We start from the raw sequence: 18,433 nt of genomic DNA on the forward strand, positions 1-18,433 counted from the left end.
TGTAGAAGCCAGAAAGCTGTCGCGCCAACAAGTCGTCGACATGGCTGAGCATCTCGATGTGTTGGCGCGCCCTGCGGGAATCGAACCCGCCTTTTCAGCGTGAAAGGCTGACGTCCTAACCGATAGACGAAGGGCGCTTGCTCGAGAGCGAGGGTTCTATAGGCGGCTTCCCCCGGCAGGGCAACCGGTGTTTCGCGGTGTTTCACGCTTGACGAACGGCATGGCGGTCGCTTTGTCGCTTCTCAGCACCCGCGCGGCGTCTCTGTCGTGCCTTCAGGCAGTGGATAACACCATGAATACGCGACGCGACGGGCCGGGCGGGCCCCGCACCAGCCGGCCGGGCGGCCAGCGCGACCGGTTTCGGCATGGGCCGCCCTCTTCCGGGCCCCGCGGTGTCAGCGACGATCACGTCGTGCTCTATGGATGGCACCCGGTGTCGCAGGCGTTGGCGAATGAGGGCCGTGGCCTGCATCGGCTTCTCGCCACCGAGAACGCCTTGGCGCGCCTGACCGAGGAGCTGGGTCAGCTCAGGATCGACGCCGAACTCGTGCGCCCCAACGCCATCAACGCCTTGCTCGGGCCCGATGCCGTGCATCAGGGCCTCTATCTGGAAGCCGATCCCCTCCCCGGCCCGGATCTCGACGACCTGCCGGACGATGCGCTGCTGTTGGCCCTCGACCAGATCACCGACCCCCATAATGTCGGCGCCATCGTCCGCACCGCCGCCGCCTTCGGCGTTGCGGGCATCATCACCACGGCGCGGCACTCGCCCACCGCCACGGGTGTGCTGGCGAAATCCGCCTCGGGCGGGCTCGAACACGTGCCGCTCGTGATCGTGCGCAACCTGTCGGATGCGCTGATCGATCTCGGCAAGCGCGGCTTCACCCGCATCGGTCTCGATTCGGAGGGAGAGGCCACCCTCGATTCCGTCGGGCCGAAGCGGCCGGCGGTGATCGTGCTCGGAGCCGAGGGCAAGGGCCTGCGCCAGCGCACGCGGGACAATTGCGACGTCCTGGCCCGCATTCCGTTCAGCGGCGAAATTCGCAGCATCAACGTCTCGAACGCCGCCGCGATCACGCTCTATGCCTTGAGCGTTCGCGGCGGCTGACGCGTCGGTCTCAGCGCCAGAACGGCTTCACATCGAGAAGCGCCTCGTGCGCCTTCTCCGCCGCCTTGAGCAGTTGGCCCGTGCGGGCCTCTCCGTCGGCGGCGGTGAGACCGGCGGCGAACAGCGCCCGCCCGTCGACGCCGGACGTCTCACCGTTTCCGGTGTCGGCCAGGCTCGCCAGTACGGAGTGTGCGGTGGCGAGGTCGTTCAGCGCGCCGAGGTGATCCTGCAGGTCCGAGAGGGCCGCGACGAAGGCCTTGTGGCGCTTCTGCGCTGACTTCTCCGCGTAGAGCGAGGCGAAGAACTCGGCACCGTAGCGCAGCTTCTTGGCTTCGATGCGGACCTCGTGGCGGGCTTCCGCATCGATGCGATGGAGATGCCGGCCGCGTTTGCGGATACGCCGGCGGGCCTTGTCGAGCGTGGCTTCGGCATGGTCGCGGGCCGAGACTGCCTCCCGCTTCCCGTCGCCCCGCCACGGCCCGGTTTCGATCCAGGCGGAGAGGTCGAGAATCAAGCTGCGCCAGGCTTGCGATTCGAGGATCGCGAACACGGTCCCGTAGGCGCGGTCGCGTTCGGCTTCGAGGCGGATTCGCAGATCGTCGAGCCCCGCTTCGTCCGGCCTGCGGGTCATCTCGCCGGCCAGGGTCTCGCTGAGGAAGACGTCGAGGTTGCGGGCATGCCCGAACGGCTCGGTGACGCGCTTGATCTCCTGGCGCAGATGGGTCGCGGCGGGATCGCTCGCCTGGATCGGCTTGAACAGGGTAAAGGCCGAGCGAAGGCGCCGCAGGGCGACGCGGATCTGATGCAGACCCTCCGGATCGCGTGTCTTGAGGAAGACATCCTCGTTGAGCCGCAGATGGGTGAGGCAGGCGATGGCGATGGCACGGAACGCCTCCGCCGCCGACCCGTCCGGGCTCAGCTTGACCGATCCGGCCTTGCTCGGCCGGCGCAACGTGCCGCTGAGGATCCTGAAACCACGCTCGCTCTTCGATAGGACGCCGAGGCGCAACGGCACCGTCTCTGCAAGGGTTTGGGCGAGGGAGAACAGGTCGGCCGGGTCACCCTCGATCAGTTCGAGTTCGAGCTCCCAGATGGGAGCGTCCCCGTCCGGCGTCTCGACCCTGCCTTGGTCGAGGGTCGCCGAGATGCGCGAGGTTCCATGGGCCACGGCGCGGGTGCTGCGCTCGATCACGGTGGTGACGACGGCATTGAGGTCGGGCGAGGACGCGCTGCCGAGCACGTCCGGGACCGGTGTATCGTCGATGAGCGACAGGTCTGGGGTCGGGCCGTCCACGGCCCATTCCCATTCCGACCGGTCGAACAGGCCGGCCGCCGACGAGGCGGCCTTCACCGTCTGGACATGGCGCTCCCCGTGCCGGCGCACCCGCAGGGTTATTCCCTGGCGGTGGAGCGCCCGCTCGGCCGTGTCGTAATAGGTGGCGGAGAGGAATTCCGGGTCGGTCGGCCCCTCGACGGCGAGGAGCGGGTGGCGCGCCAGTTCCAGCAATTCGGCGGCGCCGCCATCCAACTTCAGCTCGATTTCCCTCGGGGTAACCATCGGTCGTCCTGTTCTCTGGTCCGGTGTGACGAGTGCCAACGCCCGAGGACCGGTTGTGGATCATCCCCGTGCTTCCCGGGCCGCGCAAGCGCGCTATGCCGCTGCCGGATGGACAAACGTGAGAAATCCCGTAGCTGAGGCGGGATGGCCCGATGAATCGGGCTTCGGTCCGGCGCGTAGGATCATAGGCACGGGATCGTAAGGGTTCGATGACGGTAGACCGGGTAAGGGCCGATCGGCTCCTGGTCGAGAATGGCCATTTCGAGAGTCGGGCGAAGGCCCAGGCGGCGATTGAGGCGGGTCTCGTCACCGCAGACGACCGTCCCGTCACCCGTGCCTCGGACAGGATCGACCGGCGTGCGCGTATCGTGGCGAGCGCTCCCCATCCCTTCGTCTCGCGCGGCGGGCTGAAGCTGCAGGCTGCGCTGGACGCGTTCGGGTTCGATCCGGCGGACCTTATCTGTCTCGATGTCGGCGCTTCCACGGGAGGATTCACCGATGCGCTGCTGCGGGCCGGCGCCCGGCACGTCTATGCGGTCGATGTCGGCCGGGATCAGCTCCACGCCTCCCTCCGCGGCGATCCGCGCGTGACCAGTCTCGAGGGCCAGGACGTGCGCGGTCTCGATGCGATGACGATTCCGCTTGCGCCGTCCCTCGTGGCGATCGATGTGAGCTTCATCGCCCTTCGCCTTGTCCTGCCCGCAATCGTGCCGCTCATGGCACCGGGCGCGGCATTGGCCGCCTTGATCAAACCTCAATTCGAGGCGGGGCGCGACCGGGTCGGGCGTGGCGGCATCGTGCGCGACGAGGCCGTCCACCAGGCGGTCTGCGAGGAGGTGACGAACCTCGTCGCCGATCTCGGCCTGTCGGTCCTCGGCCTCATCCCCTCCCCCGTCGCCGGTGGCGACGGCAATCGCGAGTTCCTCATCGGGGCACGCTCTCAGGTGCGCCCATGACGGATAGGACCATGACCGAACAATCGAACCTTTCCACCCTCGAGATCGCGCGTCTCGGACAACGCGGGGATGGCATGGCGACGGATGGCACCATCGTGCCCTATGCCCTGCTCGGCGAGCGCGTCTCGGTTCGCCGCGATGGGACGCGGGTCTCGCTCGTCGCAGTCGAGACTCCCTCCCCGGACCGGATCGACCCGTTCTGCGGCTATTTCGGAACCTGCGGCGGTTGCGCGGTCCAGCATCTCGCGCCCGAGCCCTACGCCGCCTGGAAGCGGGGAAACCTCGCGCAGGGCCTGGCTCAGGCCGGGATCGAGGTTCCGTGCGAGCCGACCCGCGATGCGCATGGATCGGGCCGCCGCCGGCTCACCCTCCATGTGCGCGAGATCGACGGCAAGGGCGTCGCCGGGTTGATGGAGGCGCGCAGCCACGCCCTCGTGGCGATCGATCATTGCCCGATCACGGTCGAGCAGCTGCACCGTGCGCCCGCCGTCGCGCGGGCACTGAGTGCTCCCCTCGGTCATGGGCGCAAACCCCTCGACGTCGCCTTCACGGCCACCGAAGCCGGCCTCGATGTCGACTTGCGCGGACATGGCCCGGTGAGTGAAGGCCTGCGCGCCACGCTGGTGCGGCTGGCGGGCGAACTCGACCTCGCGCGCCTGTCCCTTCACGGCGATATCGTGGTGGAGCGTCGCGCGCCCGCGATCACGACCAGCGGGGCCCGCCTCGTGCCTCCGCCGGGAGGATTCCTGCAGGCGACGGAGGCCGGCGAGGCCATGCTCGCCGAACTCGTGGTCGCGGCCCTGGACAAGCGTGTGAAGCGCGTCGTCGATCTGTTCGCCGGGGCCGGCCCGTTCACTCTCGCCATGGCCCGTACACGGGATGTCCATGCTGTAGAGGGTGAGGCCGCGGCGATCGCCAGCCTCGACCGGGCGTTTCGGTCGACACCCGGTCTGCGCCGGATCACGAGCGAAACGCGCGACCTTTTCCGCCGGCCACTTCTCCCTATCGAACTCGAAACCTACGACGCCGTGGTGTTCGATCCGCCGCGCGCCGGAGCACAGGCCCAGGCCAAACGCATCGCGGAGGCGAAAATCCCTCTCGTCATCGGGGTCGCCTGCGACATCGGCTCGTTCGCGCGCGATGCCGCGACCCTGATCGAGGGGGGCTATCGACTCGAACGGGTCGTTCCTGTCGACCAGTTCAAATATTCGAGCCATCTCGAAATGGTGGGCGTGTTCCGGAAGGATGTCGCCAAGCGCAGGCCCTCGCTGAGGTAAGAACCGGTCACCGATGGGCGGTCGGCCACCTCGATCCCAGGGCGCAGTGCGCTGCGGCACATGGCAGGGGGCCGTAAGGTCATGGCAGCCTCGCTCAGAATCCCATGGTCGGCGGGGGCTCTCATCGCCACGTTAGCGGGAGCCAAACCTCACCCCATTCAGGATTCTTCGTCGTGGACGTCTTCACCGCAAAGATGCTGGTTTCCGCAGCCCTCGTCACGGCCATTGCCGGTTTCTCCCTCCTGACCGCTGGTTGGGCCCTGCTCGATGTCTATAGCGACTACCGCAATGGTGCCGAAGAGCGCGCCTCTTCCGCTCCCCGGAACTGAGCATTCTCGGGTCCCGATCAGAACAGGGTTCCTTGAGCATCCTCATCACTCGATCGCGGGCGGTCTTTCGGTGGAATGTTCGCGATTTGGGCCGGTCCGGCACGACCGACCGGGACGGCAAGGTCCGCGCCCTCATTGCGGGCGTCATTGACCCGCGCACTGACCGGATCGAGGGTTAGCCACTCGTCGGGGCATGGCCGACACAGCGCGGCCGCCTCTTCCGGTCCTGTGCCGAGATGGTCGAGCCAGGGCTCGATGGCATCGGGCGACAAGATGGCGGGCATACGGTCATGGACCGCCGCCATGGTGCCGTTGGCGCCCGTGGTGACGATGGCGGCGGTGTCGATCTCGGACCCGTCGGCACCGAGCCAGTTCTCCCACACGCCCGCGAAAGCCATCGGCGCCGCGTCCGCCCGACGGATCATGTAGGGCGTCCGCGTCATGGTCTTGCCGGTTCCCTCCCGGCGCCATTCGTAGAATCCATCGGAGAGGAAGACGCAGCGGCGGTGGCGGATAGCCCCGCGGAACGTCGCTTTCTCCAGCACCGTCTCGACGCGCGCGTTGATGATGAGCGGAAAGCCCTTCGGGTCTTTCAGCCAGCTCGGCAGGAAGCCCCAGCGCACAAGCCGGAAGTGCCGCTCGCCGCGTTCCGCCAGCACGATCGGCACCGGCTGTGTCGGCGCCACGTTGTAGCGCGGCGGGAAGTTCGGCTGCTCGGCATAGCCGTAGAACGCCCGGAAGACGTTCGGATCCTGTTGGATGAGGAAGCGGCCGCACATGTGCTTACCTTCGCCAGCCGTCCAGTGCAGGACGAGCCCGATGAGCGGTGCCGACGCTCCAGGGACGCATGAGATCCATCCTGCCCTACAGCCACTTCTTCCAGCGGAAGAACACATACGGCAGCACGGCAGCAACCACCATCATCACCACGGCCATGGGATAGCCGAAGTTCCAGTCGAGCTCCGGCATCGCCTTGAAGTTCATGCCGTAGATCGAGGCGATCAGCGTCGGCGGCATGAACACCACCGCCATCACCGAAAACAGCTTGATGATGTTGTTCTGCTCGAGATTGACGAGGCCCAGCGTCGCGTCCAGCAGGAACTGGATTTTGGACGAGAGGAAGGTCGCGTGCTCCTCCAGCGACTGCAGATCGCGCAGGGTCGAGCGGACGTCTTCGCGCAACTCGCGCGGCGCCTTGGTGGTGCGGTAGGTCGCCGAAAGCGACAGCAGAATGCGCTCCATGGAGACCAGGCTCTCGCGCTGCTTCGAGATCAGGTCTCCCAGGCGCCCGAGTGCCCGGAGCGTGTCCTGCAGGGCGGTGTTGCGGGCCGATGGGTCCTCTTTCTCCTCGAAGATCTTGCCCGAGAGCCGGTCGATCCGCTCACCCTGGAGCTGAAGCACGTCGGCCGCTCGGTCGATCACGGTCTCGATCAGCCCGGCGAGGATTGTCTCGCCCGACGGAGCGGCGGAGGGCCCGTTGCCGGTCGAGCGGCCGGCCCGTTGTGTGTACATGCGGAAGGCCTGCGGCTCCTCGTAGCGCACCGTGACGAGACGGTTGCCGCGCAGGATGAAGGTGATGCCGGCCAGCCCCGGTTCGTCAGCGTCGCTGACCTTGCTCAGCACGCGCCCCGTCATGTAGCGCGCCCCGTCCTCCACATAGAGGAGTTCGGAGGGCTCGATGTCCTTCATCTCCTCGCGGGTCGGCACCGAGATGCCCATGAAGGCCTCGACCTTGAGGTCTTCCTCCCGCGTCGGGCGGATCATGTCGAGCCAGACGGTCTCGTCGGGAATGGGGTCCTGCAGTTCGAGGGGACGACGATCGAGCAGGATGTGCCCAGGGCCGGCGATCGGCTGATGGATGAAAATCACGCGTTACGTCTCAGGCGAGGGCCCCGGAAGGCGGTGTGTTCGCATCCGGCACGAAGAAGTCCGGCGCAAGGGGTATACCGGGTGTGACGCGGTATTGTGTGAAGTCCGTGACACCTTGCTCGGCGAGGAAGCTGTCGTCGATGAGGAAGCGGCCGGTGACCTCGCGGGAAGGCTTGAGAAACAGCGCATGGGCGGCATCCGCCATGATCTCCGGTTTGCGGCTCGCCTGGATCAGCGCCTCGCCGCCGAGGAGATTCCGTACGGCAGCCGTCGCGATGGTTGTGCGCGGCCAAAGGGCATTCACGGCGATGCCCTGGCGACGCAATTCGCCGGCGAGGCCGAGTACGCAGAGCGACATGCCGAACTTGGCCATCGTGTAGGCGAGATGCGGCGCGAACCATTTCTCCGCCATGTCGAGGGGCGGCGACAGCATCAGGATATGCGGGTTCTCTGCCTTTTCCAGGTGGGGGATCGCGTATTTCGAGACCATGTAGGTGCCGCGGGTGTTGATCTGGTGCATCAGATCGAAGCGCTTCATCTCCGTCTGCGGCGTACGGGTGAGCGAAATCGCGCTCGCATTGTTCACGACGATATCGATCCCCCCGAAGGTTTCCGCCGTCTGGGCGATCGCTGCGGCGACGCTGGCCTCGTCGCGCACGTCGACGAGGAGCGGCAGGGCCCGCCCGCCCGCCGCCTCGATGGCCGCCGCCGCCGTATGGATGGTGCCTTCGAGCTTGGGATGCGGCGTCTCGGTCTTCGCGGCGATGGCGACGTTGGCGCCGTCGCGCGCGGCGCGCAGACCGATGGCGAGGCCGATGCCGCGCGAGGCCCCGGTGATGAACAGGGTCTTTCCCGCCAGGGAGTTCAAATCCGTCATGCCCGTTTCCTCATGGTCCAATTTGAAAGCGCGGCGGCTGCGTGCCGTCTAGATCGGTGAAGCCGTATTCCGCGGCGAGATCGCCCGCATGGAGGATGTGCCCGGTACGGGCATGGACGATGGGATCGGCGGCCAGGGCCGCCAGGGCACGGCCGGCATAGAGCGGGCTTTCGGTTGCCCGGTCGGCATGGCCGTTGTCGCGGGCTCGCTCGGTGCCGACGAAACCCGGCGAGAGCCCGAGCACCGTCACGCGATGGGGTGCGAGGTCCTGGGCGCAGGCATAAGCGAGACGGTTCGTCGTCGCCTTGGCGAGGTCGTAGAACACGTCACCCAGATAGTCGGGCTGCGTATCGAACGAGGCGAACGCGATCAGTCCCCGTTTCGCAGAGACCATGGCGGGGGCGACCGCACGCGCCAGGAGCAAGGCCGGTAATGGGCCGGTTTCGAAGAAGGACGAGAACGGCTCCACGGAGCGTCGCCAGAACGGGGTGCCCCATTCTACTCCATCGGCGTAGCGCTCGCCGTCGAAACCCTCATTGCCGCCCCAGACGCTGGAGACCGCGACATCGATCCGCCCGAAGCGGCGCAGGGCCCATTGGACGAGGCGATCCACATCCCGCTCGCTGGTATGGTCGCAGATGTAATGATGGCCGTGACCGCCTGCGGCATCGACCGCACGGGCCGTATCCTCGATCGTCTCCGGCCTACCCTCGGTGCGAGGCCCCGTCTCGCTCGATCGTGCCGTGACGATCACCGTGGCGCCGGCTTCGCCCAATCCACGCGCAAGGCCCCGCCCGACGCCGCGCGAAGCCCCGGCCACGAGGCAGATCGCGTTGCTCAGGTCGGGCGCATTCCTGCTCACGGTGCTTTCGTTTTCCCGAGGAAGCGCGCGAAGGCTTCCTGCGCCTCGGGCGCTCGCAAGCGTTCTTCGAAGGCCACGGCCTCGGCTTCCAACGCAGCCTCGACGTCGGCTTGGTCACCCCGGATGAGCTTGCGGGTCGCCGCGACCGCCCCCCGTGGCAATCCGGCGAGGCGGGCGGCCTGGGCCATGGCGTGATCCTCCAGAAGGTCGGATGCGACGACATCGTTGACGAGACCCAGCCTCCGAGCCTCGTCGGCATCGAGCGGCTGTGACAATAGGAGGAGTTCGGTGGCCTTCAGGAGCCCGACCCGTCGCGGAAGCAGATAGGACGAGGCCGCCTCCGGCACGAGGCCGAGTTCCACGAACGGCATCCGGAACCGCGCCGCCGGGCTCGCATAGACGAGGTCGCAATGCAGCGTCAGCGTCGTGCCGATCCCCACCGCGATCCCGTCCACCGCCGCAACCATCGGCGTGGCGGTCCGGGCGAGCCGCCGGATGAAATGCAGGGCGGGTGCTTCCGTGAAAGGCCGTCGCGCACCCGCGACGAAATCGGCGAGGTCGTTGCCGGCGCTGAACGCGCCCGGCGCCCCGGCGAAAACGATGGCGCCGATGCTCTCCGATAAATCCGCCTGCGCGAGCGCGTCCCGCATGGCGTCGTACATCGCGCAGGTGAGCGCGTTCTTCTTGTCCGGCCGGTCGAGACGGATCAGGCGGACGCCGTCCGGTGTGTCGTGGATCGCGATGTGCTCGGTCATGTGTGTCCTCGCTTTCCGGCGATCCCTCTCCCGTCTGGCCGCTAGACCCTCTCCCCTCTGCGGGAGAGGGTGGCCCGCGAATGCGGGTCGGGAGAGGGGAGCGCGCCGTCCGGAGAGGTCGTCCCCTCTCCCGCCTGCTCCACAGGCACCCTCCCCCCGCAGAGGGTGGAGGGTCTTCGTACTCATCCCGCCAAAGCCAGCATACCGTCCTGCGTGAACCCACCGCCATCGACGACGCTCTGTTCCAATCCGCCCGCCGCCGGGAGCAGGTTCTCGGCGAAGAACCGCGCCAGGGCGATGCGGGCGCCGTGGGCGGGATCGGTCTCGCCAGTCTTGAGGGCGGTATTCGAGGCGAGCGCCGCAAGGGCGAGGCAGGTCGCGCCTTGCGCGAGGCCGAACAGGCGCAGATACGGCGTCGCTCCCGCCTGCGCTTCCTCGGGACGGTTCGAGGCCAGGGCCTTCAGCAGGAAACTCGTCGCCCGGTCGAGGCTTTCGATCCCGGCACGCAGGCGCGGGCCGAGATGGCCGAAAGCGGGTGTCGCATCCTTCTGGACCGCCTCGGCCACGCGACGCATGGAGGCCAGCTGCGCCCTCACGGTGGCCCCGCCATTCAGCGGCAGCTTGCGCGCCACGAGGTCGATGGCCTGGATGCCGTTGGTGCCCTCGTAGATCGCCAGGATGCGTGCGTCGCGCATGTGCTGGGCCGCGCCCGTCTCCTCGACGAAGCCCATGCCGCCATGGACCTGGACGCCCAGAGACGTGACCTCGTTGGCGATGTCGGTGGAGAACGCCTTGGCTACGGGGGTCAGCAACGACGCCCGGTCGTTCGCTTGCTTGCCTTCGGGGCCGCGCGCGGCATCGAGGGCTTCGGCCGTGAGGTAGCAGATGCCGCGGGCGGCCGCCGTATAGGCTTTCATCGTCAGCAGCATCCGCTGCACGTCGGGATGCTCGACGATGGGGCTGACGGGATCGGACGAGCCCGCCGCCTTGCCCTGGCGACGGTCGCGGGCATAGGTCAGCGCCTGCTGGTAGGACCGTTCGGCGACGCCCACCCCCTGCAGCCCGACATTGAGCCGGGCCGAATTCATCATCGTGAACATGCAGGCGAGGCCACGGTTCTCCTCGCCGATCAGCCAGCCCGTGGCGCCGCCGTTATCGCCGAAAGCCATCGAGCAGGTCGGCGAGCCATGGATGCCGAGCTTATGTTCCAGCCCCGAGCAGCGCAGGTCGTTGTGGCTGCCGTCGGGAAGGATCTTCGGCACCAGGAACAGGGAGATACCGCGCGTTCCGGCCGGGGCGTCCTTCAGCCGGGCGAGGACGAGATGGACGATGTTGTCCGCCATGTCGTGCTCGCCATAGGTGATGTAGATCTTCGACCCGACGATGCGGTAGCTCCCGTCCCCCGCCGGCTCGGCGCGGCTGCGCAGGAGGGACAGGTCCGAACCCGCCTGGGGCTCGGTGAGGTTCATCGTGGCGGTCCACTCGCCGGAGACGAGTTTTTCGAGATAGCGCCCCTTCAGGTCCACGGAACCGTGTTTCGACAGCGCTTCGATCCCGCCGGCCGTCAGGAGCGGGCACAGCGCGAAGCTGATGCTGCCGGCATTCCACATCTCGCTGCAGGCGGCGTTGAGGAGCAGTGGAAGCCCTTGACCGCCATATTCGGGTTCGGCGCTCAGGCCGTTCCAACCGCCCTCGATCCAGGTGCGATACGCGTCGGGCCAGCCCTGCGACGTGGTCACGGCACCGTCCTCGAGGCGCGCGCCCTGACGATCCCCGATGGGGTTGAGGGGCGCGATTACGGCGTCGGCCACCCGGCCGGCCTCGTGCAGGATCGCGTCAGCGTCCTCCAACGTCAGGTCGCCATGGGCGCCCGAGGCGATGGCGGCATCGAGCCGAGCGACATGGCGCAAGGCAAAGCTGATCTCGGCAACCGGCGTGCGATAGCTCATGGACGTATCTCCCGCGTCGTCTCGAGCGACGCTTCACCCTGTGTTTGGCGCGCGAGCCGACCCGGCGACAGGTCGGTCACGTCGTTCGCCGATAGGCATAGGCAAGACCGCATCGCGGGGATAGGCAGTCGCTGGAGCGGGACACCGCACGACGCCGCACGTCATCCAGGCAGGAGATAGTTTAGATATGAACGATCTCGCGTCAATCCCCGGCCAGACCTTGATGCTCGGTATCGACGAGGCTGGAATTGAGCGATCCGCGAATCTCCTTCGCGGGGGCGCTCTGGTCGCCTTTCCCACGGAGACCGTCTACGGGCTCGGCGCCGACGCCACCGACTCCGATGCCGTCGCGCGGATCTACACGGCGAAGAATCGCCCGAGCTTCAACCCCCTGATTGCCCATGTGCCAGGTCTCGACGCGGCCCGGCGCGAAGGCGTCTTCGACGAGCTCGCCCTGCGTCTCGCGGCCGCGTTCTGGCCGGGACCGCTGACCCTCGTCGTTCCGGTCGCCCCGGGGGGGACGGTTAGCGACCTCGGCCGCGCCGGTCTTCCCAGCGTCGCCCTGCGCGTCCCGGCCAGTCCCGTCGCCCTCACCCTTCTGGAGAAGGTCGGGCGACCGGTGGTGGCGCCCTCTGCCAACCGGTCGGGACGTGTGAGCCCGACGCGAGCCGAGCATGTCCTCGCCGATCTCGACGGTCGCATCGCCGCGATCCTCGATGGCGGGCGCACCTCGGTCGGCCTGGAATCCACCGTCATCGCTTGTCTCGACGGTCGGGCACGCCTGCTCCGCCCCGGCGGTGTGACGCGGGAGGTGGCGGAAGCCGTGTTGGGCTTTGCCCTCGATACCGGAGACCATCCTGGCGAGGCACCGATCGGCCCCGGTCTCCTCGCTTCGCATTACGCCCCTCGGGCGGCCGTGCGACTTGACGCGTTGCGGATCGAGCCGGATGAGGCGGTTCTGCTGTTCGGGCGAGATGCACCGCCCGGTACGGACGCAGCGAAAGCGCGCCTCAACCTCAGTGAGACCGGCAGCCTCGAAGAGGCAGCGTCCACGCTTTTCTCCGCTCTACGCCATCTGGACGCCGCCGGCACCGGGACCATTGCGGTCGCTCCGATCCCCCGGACGGGCCTCGGCGAGGCGATCAACGACAGGCTACGCCGGGCGGCGGCGCCGCGCTGAAATTATTTCTCGGTTTCAGGGAACCGAGTCGGCGCGAAGGCGTTCAACGATCACGAAGGTCAGTTCAGCCCCCAAATGACCTTCTCCCTTTCAAGGCTCGGATTCGTCCGAGCCTTTTTTCTTGCGTGCAATTGGTGAACGACCAAACGAGCCTCGCACCATGTGCGAGGCTCGTTCTTGACCCGACGTCGTTCAGACGGCGAGCTTGGCGGCGATGCCGGCGACATGCTTGCCTTGGTACCGGGCACCATCGAGTTCGACACCGCTCGGCTGACGGCTTCCGTCGCCATCGGCGATCGTCGAGGCACCATAGGGCGTGCCCCCCTTCACCTGCTCAACACCGTTCTGGCCGGGGAAAGAATAGGGCAATCCCACGATGACCATGCCGTGGTGCAGGAGCACGGTGTGGAAGCTGGTGAGTGTCGTCTCCTGGCCACCATGCTGCGACGCCGTGGATGTGAAGACCGAGCCGACCTTTCCGACCAGCTTACCCTGCGCCCAGAGGCCGCCGGTCTGGTCGATGAACTGCTTCATCTGGGCAGCCATGTTGCCGTAGCGTGTGGGCGTACCGAAGACGATCGCATCATAATCGGCCAGTTCGTCCACGGTGGCGATGGGGGCCTGCTGGTCGAGCTTGTAGTGGAACTGCTTGGCGACCTCGTCGGGAACGAGTTCCGGGACACGCTTCACGCTGACATTAGCCCCGGCTTCGCGGGCACCCTCAGCGACGGCGTTCGCCATCTGCTCCACATGTCCCCAGGACGAGTAATAGAGGACCAGAACCTTCGCCATCATTCTCACTCCAGATCGAAAAACGCCGCAACGCAGCTTTGTGCAGTGGCCGATATCGGTGAGGACGGGCCTTGCGGAAATGCCCTACTCTGCAAAATTCGTCTTGCGTCAATGCAAGGTCGCAACGGTTCGATGGGGTGCTGCGTGGCCGATTGGGACGATTTCCGCCTCGTGCGCGCGATCGCCGAGCAGGGTGGCCTGACCCGTGCCGCCGATCATCTCGGCATCAATCATTCGACCGCGTTCCGCCGCCTTTCTGCCATCGAGTCGTCGATCCAGGCACGGCTCTTCGAGCGGCACCGGTCGGGCTATGCTCCCACTGAGGCGGGTCGCGCCATGATCCTCGCCGCCTGTCGGATGGATGACACTGTCGCGCAGTTCAACCGTGAACTTGCGGGCCAATCGTCGGAGCCTGCCGGTGATGTGCGCATCACCGCACCGGCGGGCCTCGCAACCGGAGTCCTGATGCCGATCTTCGCGGGGTTTCGACGACGCTACCCGCGTATCCGCCTCGAACTCGTTCTGGCCGAGGGATCGCTCAATCTCTGCAAGGATGCCGATGTGGCGATCCGAGCCAGTGATCGACCGCCGCCCAACCTCGTCGGACGACGCTTAGCGACCAGCAACTGGGCCATCTACGGGACACAGGATTACGTGGGTCGCGCTATGGCCGACAGTCCATGGGTCTATCCGAGCGCTACCGTGGCAGGCGGACGCTTCGCCGCCTTCGCGAAGTCCCGCATCGCGGCGGGAAACGTCGCCATTTCGATCAACACGGTGCTGGGCCTGCGTGAGGCGATCGAGGCCGGGTGCGGTATCGGACCGCTACCGCGCTGGGAGGCGGATACTCGTCCGACCCTGTTCCGCCTTTCAGAGAACGAACCCGAACTCGCGACCTCGCTCTGGGTTCTGACCCACGCCGAACTGCGTCATGCTCCACGGGTCAGAGCGCTCATGGATGTCATCGCCACCGAAATCGCGGCGATGCGGCCATTGATCGAAGGGATCGGTTCCTAATTCACCCGATGGCTTCGATTTCGATTTCGTGGCCGTTCACCTCGACGGTATCGCCCACGCTTTTCCCCGTCAGAGCCTTCGCCATCGGTGAAACGTAGGAAATCGAGCCCTTGGTCGGATCCGCCTCGTCTTCGCCAACGATGCGGAATTTCTGCTTGGCACCGTCCTCTTTCAGGATCGAGACCGTCGACCCGAAATGGACCGTCTCACCATCCATCGGCTCGACGAGTTCGGCCGAGCCGAGACGCGCGGTCCAATAGGCCAGTTCACGGGTGACGCGGGCCTCATCGGCCTTGGCGCCAGGCGTCAGCGCGGAAAATTCCGACTGCAGCCGAGCGACTTCGGCTTCCAGCTGGGCGAGACCCTGGGGGGTGACGAAATTGGTGTGGGGCGAGATGGGGCGATCGGGAAGATCCTCAAACGCTTCTCCGCCTTCACGCTCTTTGACAAATGCACTGCTCATGAAGACGGCAATGCTCCGCAAGCATAACGGTTCCGCTCCGGGTCACCCAATGGTGACGACGGTGCGGCCACGCGTCCGCCCCTCGAGGATTTCCTCGGCGAGCGTCCCCACCTTCGAAAGTGGCACTGTGCTCGTCATTTTGGCGAGGAGGCTTCGGTCGAGGTCTCGCGCGATCCGCGCCCAGGCTTCCCTGCGCTTTGGCAACGGGGTGGTGACACTGTTGATGCCGAACAGCGTCACGCCGCGCAGGATGAAGGGGGCCACCGAGGTCGGCAGGTCCATGCCTCCGGCGAGGCCGCAGGCCGCGATAGCACCGTCGGCCTTGGTGGATGCGAGGAGATTGGCGAGCGTCGTCGAGCCGACGGCATCGATGCCCGCTGCCCAGCGCTCTTTCGCCAGAGGCTTGCCGGGATTCGCGAGCTCTTTCCGGTCCATGATCTCGGCAGCGCCCAGCGACGTGAGGTAATCCGCCTCGCCCGAACGACCAGTCACGGCGATGACATGCCATCCAGCCTTGGCTAGCAGCGCCACGGCGACTGATCCGACACCGCCGGACGCACCCGTAACGATGGCGGGGCCGTCGGCAGGGGTGAGGCCGTGGGAATCGAGGGCCATGACGCAGAGCATGGCGGTATAGCCGGCGGTCCCCACCGCCATCGCCTCTTCGGGCTTCAGCCCATCCGGCAACGGCACGAGCCAGTCGCCCTTCACCCGCGCTCGCTCGGCATAGGCGCCGAGATGGCTCTCGCCGACGCCCCAGCCGGTGAGCACCACGGCGTCGCCGGACTTGTAGTCGGGATGGTCCGAAGTCTCCACGATGCCGGAAAAGTCGATGCCGGGGATCATCGGGAAACGTCGCACGACGGGCGAACGGCCGGTCATGGCCAATCCGTCCTTGTAGTTGAGGGTCGAATGCGTGACCCGCACGGTGACGTCGCCGTCCATGAGATCTGCTTCGTCGAAATCCGTGAAGCGGAGATTCTGTCCCGCTTCGCTCTTTTCGATCACCCACGCCTTGAACGTCGCCATATCCGCCGTTCTCCTCTCGCCTCGAAGGTGACCTGTGTCGAGGGCGCCCTGAATCAAGACGGCCCCGGGCGGTGAGACGCCCGAGGCCGAGACGATGTCGCCTCGGATCAGATCAATATCCGTCGTAAATGCTGCCGGTGGAGAAGCCGAGGCCGACACCGACATCGGCCGAACTCGCACCGGTGATGCCGAACGCATCGGGAATGGAGCCGATCAGAGGAGCGCGGGGGGAGCCGGCATAGCCGCTCCGATAGCCACCTCCATGAGCGGGCACCCAGCCCGACCGTCCGCGCGAGACCAGAACGGTGCGCTGCACGCTGGCATATTCCGCAGGGATCGTCTCGGGGATCGTCTGGCCGGGCTGGGCCAGAATCCGGCGATGGCGCGTTGCGAAGCGCGGCGGAACGTCGACCCAGCAGCCGATCATCTGGCCGTAGGCGTCCCTGCGTGTCTGCCAGACTCGGCCGCCGGGGGAGAGCTGGACCTGTTCGGCGACAGTCTCGAACACCGGGGGAATGGAGCGGTAGACGGTCCGCGCCGGGCGAACGAGCACGCGCTCGGAGACGGTGTCGTAGACGGGCGGCGTAGTGACGTGACGGTAGCATTCGGCGCCGCCACAGCCTCCGGCCTGGGCCGATGTCGCGAGAATCGAGGTACCGAGCAAGGCGCCGGCAAGGGCGAAGGCGGACAGCGTGAAATGGGCGACCGGCGCGGTCATGATGAAATCCTCGACTCTAAAACGCGATGTGATTGGCGTGCGGCCCATGACGGCACACACCCCTCGACGCATTAGAGGCGGTCAAGTTGCGCTCGGAGCAAGCTGTATTGCAGATCAGGGTAAAATTAACCCTGGCTTAAGACTACGCAATTTTCACCCTGCTTAAGTAAAGCGTGCGATGTCGATTCACGGGGCATTAAACCGGATTCAGGTCTGACCGCGCTTGAGCTGGTAGAAGATGTGGCGGCCGATCACGTCCATCTTTTTCAGGCGCCTCGACCAGCCCGGCTTTACGTAATCGGCGTGATAATGCGTGGCGCCACCGACCTCGCTGAGATAGGTCCGCCCCTCGATGACCGCGCTGGCGATGCGGCTGGCGCTCTGCCAGGAAGGGCCGTCGGTGATGCGCAGCGATTTGCCTTCGCAGGCGAAGGAGAACTGGCAGCCCATATAGCGATGCCGGTTCTGGTAGACGACACCGCAGACATTCGACGGGTAGAGGCCGCTCTTGACGCGGTTCAGAACCACCTGGGCCACGGCGGCCTGACCGTCCTCGGGCTCGCTCCGGGCTTCGAAATAGACAGCCTCGGCGAGGCAGCGCTGTTCCCGATCGATGGAATCGGGGCCGATCAGGTCGGCATAGCGATGCCGGGCGTCCTCGGGGGTGGCGTCGGCGATGCCCGGTGCAACGTCTTTCCTTGGCGAGAAGCCGGGGATCATCAGGCTCGCCGCCGCGACTTCGATGGGCGTGGCATCAGCCGGGGCCGGTGTCGTCGACGACAGGGCGACGGCGCGCGGGATGGCGGGTGTAGCACCGTCCGAGGGCTCATCGCCTTCGTCGTCGCTGGCCGCTTCCTGCGGGAGGGTGAAGCCGGAATTCGGCTCCAGGTCTGGCGACCAGATCGCGGAGCCGGGAACCAGCATTCCCGCATCGCTACCCGAAAGGTTGACGTTGACGACGGGCACTCTCCCAATCTGGCCGGCGCCTGCCTCGTGGTTCGGGTAGAGCCGCTCCGTCGCCTTCGCATCGACACGGCGGCGGATTCCCGGCGTATCGTGGGGGAGCCGCAGGGCGATCCTGGCCACGCCCTGTCCCGTCAGACCGAAGGCGGAAGGGTCGGTTCCAGCGCTTGCCGTGAAGGAGACGACGAAGCCGAGGGCGAGGGTCCAGGGCACCATCGAGGCGCGAAACCAGGGCCGTTGGCTAGGGCGGCGAACGCGTTTCGTACTCACGACCAAACAACCCGGTTAAGGACCTGACCTCACTGTCGCCGCGCATGCGGGAGCAGAAGGTACGATCCAAACTATCGGGCGTTATGGTTGCGAGTGTCTTAAGATGACGCGCGGGATCACGTGCCGCGAAGACCTTGATCGGCCCCCACGAAAACCTGCAGCACGTCTCTTAAAGGCTTCCGGGCCGGCCGTGTGTGACCGCTAGGGCGCCTACGAGAGCATTGATGCTGGAGCGTCCCTTGGTTTCGGCGATGCGCTCTGCATCAGTATTGCTTTGGGTCGCGACCGCGAAGACGAGAAGGGCGATGGTCGCAAGGCCGCCGAGCGCCGAGACGACCCAGAAATAGGCCTGCTGGACGACCCGCGGTACCGGCACGGCATGCGAGGTTTCAGAGAGAAAAACAGGGGGTTGGCTCGAGTCGCTCATGGTCGGCGTTCCCGCGCGTTCAAAGCCATCCCAC

19 protein-coding genes and 1 tRNA gene are annotated in these 18,433 nt (G+C 66.5%); 6 read left to right on the forward strand and 14 right to left on the reverse strand.

Translation table 11 applies throughout. From position 1 onward, the window contains the following. Positions 1–62 precede the first annotated feature (62 nt). Positions 63–137 (reverse strand) — tRNA-Glu (locus tag RQI43_RS12235). A gap of 155 nt (positions 138–292) precedes the next feature. Here RQI43_RS12235 and rlmB point away from each other — a divergent pair. Further along, entirely contained in the window at positions 293–1,108 is an 816-nt protein-coding gene (rlmB, locus tag RQI43_RS12240) for a 23S rRNA (guanosine(2251)-2'-O)-methyltransferase RlmB (RefSeq protein WP_311275326.1), read from the forward strand. A gap of 10 nt (positions 1,109–1,118) precedes the next feature. Here rlmB and RQI43_RS12245 read toward each other — a convergent pair whose 3' ends face one another. Continuing rightward, on the reverse strand, positions 1,119–2,666 hold the full coding sequence (locus RQI43_RS12245) for a CHAD domain-containing protein (RefSeq protein ID WP_311275327.1): 1,548 nt from the start codon (positions 2,664–2,666) through the stop codon (positions 1,119–1,121). Positions 2,667–2,875: 209 nt separating this feature from the next. Here RQI43_RS12245 and RQI43_RS12250 point away from each other — a divergent pair, with 209 nt between their 5' ends. From RQI43_RS12250 to RQI43_RS12260, 3 genes are all read left to right on the forward strand, one after another. Then, positions 2,876–3,622 carry a TlyA family RNA methyltransferase gene (locus RQI43_RS12250; RefSeq protein WP_056430183.1) on the forward strand — a complete coding sequence of 249 codons (747 nt, stop codon included), beginning with the start codon at positions 2,876–2,878 and terminating at the stop codon, positions 3,620–3,622. A gap of 11 nt (positions 3,623–3,633) precedes the next feature. Then, entirely contained in the window at positions 3,634–4,899 is a 1,266-nt protein-coding gene (locus RQI43_RS12255; RefSeq protein ID WP_311275328.1) for an RNA methyltransferase, read from the forward strand. Positions 4,900–5,072: 173 nt separating this feature from the next. Continuing rightward, the gene (locus RQI43_RS12260; RefSeq protein WP_311275329.1) at positions 5,073–5,228 is read left to right on the forward strand and encodes a hypothetical protein; all 156 of its coding nucleotides are present in this window, start codon (positions 5,073–5,075) and stop codon (positions 5,226–5,228) included. Positions 5,229–5,245: 17 nt separating this feature from the next. Here the strand turns inward: RQI43_RS12260 and RQI43_RS12265 are convergent, their stop codons facing one another. From RQI43_RS12265 to RQI43_RS12290, 6 genes are all read right to left on the reverse strand, one after another. Further along, positions 5,246–6,007 carry an SOS response-associated peptidase gene (locus RQI43_RS12265; protein ID WP_311275330.1) on the reverse strand — a complete coding sequence of 254 codons (762 nt, stop codon included), beginning with the start codon at positions 6,005–6,007 and terminating at the stop codon, positions 5,246–5,248. Positions 6,008–6,092: 85 nt separating this feature from the next. Next, positions 6,093–7,097 carry a magnesium transporter CorA family protein gene (locus RQI43_RS12270; protein WP_056430177.1) on the reverse strand — a complete coding sequence of 335 codons (1,005 nt, stop codon included), beginning with the start codon at positions 7,095–7,097 and terminating at the stop codon, positions 6,093–6,095. 10 nt (positions 7,098–7,107) lie between these two features. Beyond that, on the reverse strand, positions 7,108–7,974 hold the full coding sequence (locus tag RQI43_RS12275; RefSeq protein ID WP_311275331.1) for an NAD(P)-dependent oxidoreductase: 867 nt from the start codon (positions 7,972–7,974) through the stop codon (positions 7,108–7,110). A 10-nt stretch (positions 7,975–7,984) separates the two neighbouring features. Further along, on the reverse strand, positions 7,985–8,794 hold the full coding sequence (locus tag RQI43_RS12280) for an SDR family NAD(P)-dependent oxidoreductase (protein ID WP_311275420.1): 810 nt from the start codon (positions 8,792–8,794) through the stop codon (positions 7,985–7,987). A 38-nt stretch (positions 8,795–8,832) separates the two neighbouring features. Beyond that, on the reverse strand, positions 8,833–9,591 hold the full coding sequence (locus RQI43_RS12285) for an enoyl-CoA hydratase-related protein (protein WP_311275332.1): 759 nt from the start codon (positions 9,589–9,591) through the stop codon (positions 8,833–8,835). A 182-nt stretch (positions 9,592–9,773) separates the two neighbouring features. Further along, positions 9,774–11,540: an acyl-CoA dehydrogenase gene (locus RQI43_RS12290; protein ID WP_311275333.1), complete on the reverse strand. Its 1,767-nt coding sequence runs from the start codon at positions 11,538–11,540 to the stop codon at positions 9,774–9,776. A 187-nt stretch (positions 11,541–11,727) separates the two neighbouring features. Between RQI43_RS12290 and RQI43_RS12295 the strand changes: the two genes are divergently transcribed. Then, the gene (locus RQI43_RS12295; RefSeq protein WP_311275334.1) at positions 11,728–12,720 is read left to right on the forward strand and encodes an L-threonylcarbamoyladenylate synthase; all 993 of its coding nucleotides are present in this window, start codon (positions 11,728–11,730) and stop codon (positions 12,718–12,720) included. Positions 12,721–12,912: 192 nt separating this feature from the next. Here RQI43_RS12295 and wrbA read toward each other — a convergent pair whose 3' ends face one another. Further along, on the reverse strand, positions 12,913–13,512 hold the full coding sequence (gene wrbA, locus RQI43_RS12300; RefSeq protein WP_311275421.1) for an NAD(P)H:quinone oxidoreductase: 600 nt from the start codon (positions 13,510–13,512) through the stop codon (positions 12,913–12,915). A 144-nt stretch (positions 13,513–13,656) separates the two neighbouring features. Between wrbA and RQI43_RS12305 the strand changes: the two genes are divergently transcribed. Continuing rightward, positions 13,657–14,529, forward strand: a complete 873-nt coding sequence (locus RQI43_RS12305; RefSeq protein ID WP_082470395.1) for a LysR family transcriptional regulator — start codon at positions 13,657–13,659, stop codon at positions 14,527–14,529. 1 nt (position 14,530) lies between these two features. On the opposite strand, the gene greA is transcribed toward RQI43_RS12305, so the two are convergent. The 5 genes from greA to RQI43_RS12330 form a co-directional block, all read right to left on the reverse strand. After that, positions 14,531–14,992, reverse strand: a complete 462-nt coding sequence (gene greA, locus RQI43_RS12310) for a transcription elongation factor GreA (protein WP_056430530.1) — start codon at positions 14,990–14,992, stop codon at positions 14,531–14,533. A 42-nt stretch (positions 14,993–15,034) separates the two neighbouring features. Further along, positions 15,035–16,021, reverse strand: coding sequence for an MDR family oxidoreductase (locus tag RQI43_RS12315; protein WP_311275335.1), 987 nt, complete (start codon positions 16,019–16,021; stop codon positions 15,035–15,037). Between the two features lie 112 nt (positions 16,022–16,133). Continuing rightward, positions 16,134–16,739, reverse strand: coding sequence for a hypothetical protein (locus tag RQI43_RS12320; RefSeq protein WP_056430154.1), 606 nt, complete (start codon positions 16,737–16,739; stop codon positions 16,134–16,136). A gap of 207 nt (positions 16,740–16,946) precedes the next feature. Then, on the reverse strand, positions 16,947–17,972 hold the full coding sequence (locus tag RQI43_RS12325; RefSeq protein ID WP_405030606.1) for a cell wall hydrolase: 1,026 nt from the start codon (positions 17,970–17,972) through the stop codon (positions 16,947–16,949). 169 nt (positions 17,973–18,141) lie between these two features. Beyond that, on the reverse strand, positions 18,142–18,399 hold the full coding sequence (locus RQI43_RS12330; protein WP_156467845.1) for a hypothetical protein: 258 nt from the start codon (positions 18,397–18,399) through the stop codon (positions 18,142–18,144). Positions 18,400–18,433: the final 34 nt, after the last annotated feature.

Origin of the sequence: Methylobacterium sp. WCS2018Hpa-22 (assembly GCF_031843785.1) — a bacterium.
Lineage (GTDB): Bacteria > Pseudomonadota > Alphaproteobacteria > Rhizobiales > Beijerinckiaceae > Methylobacterium.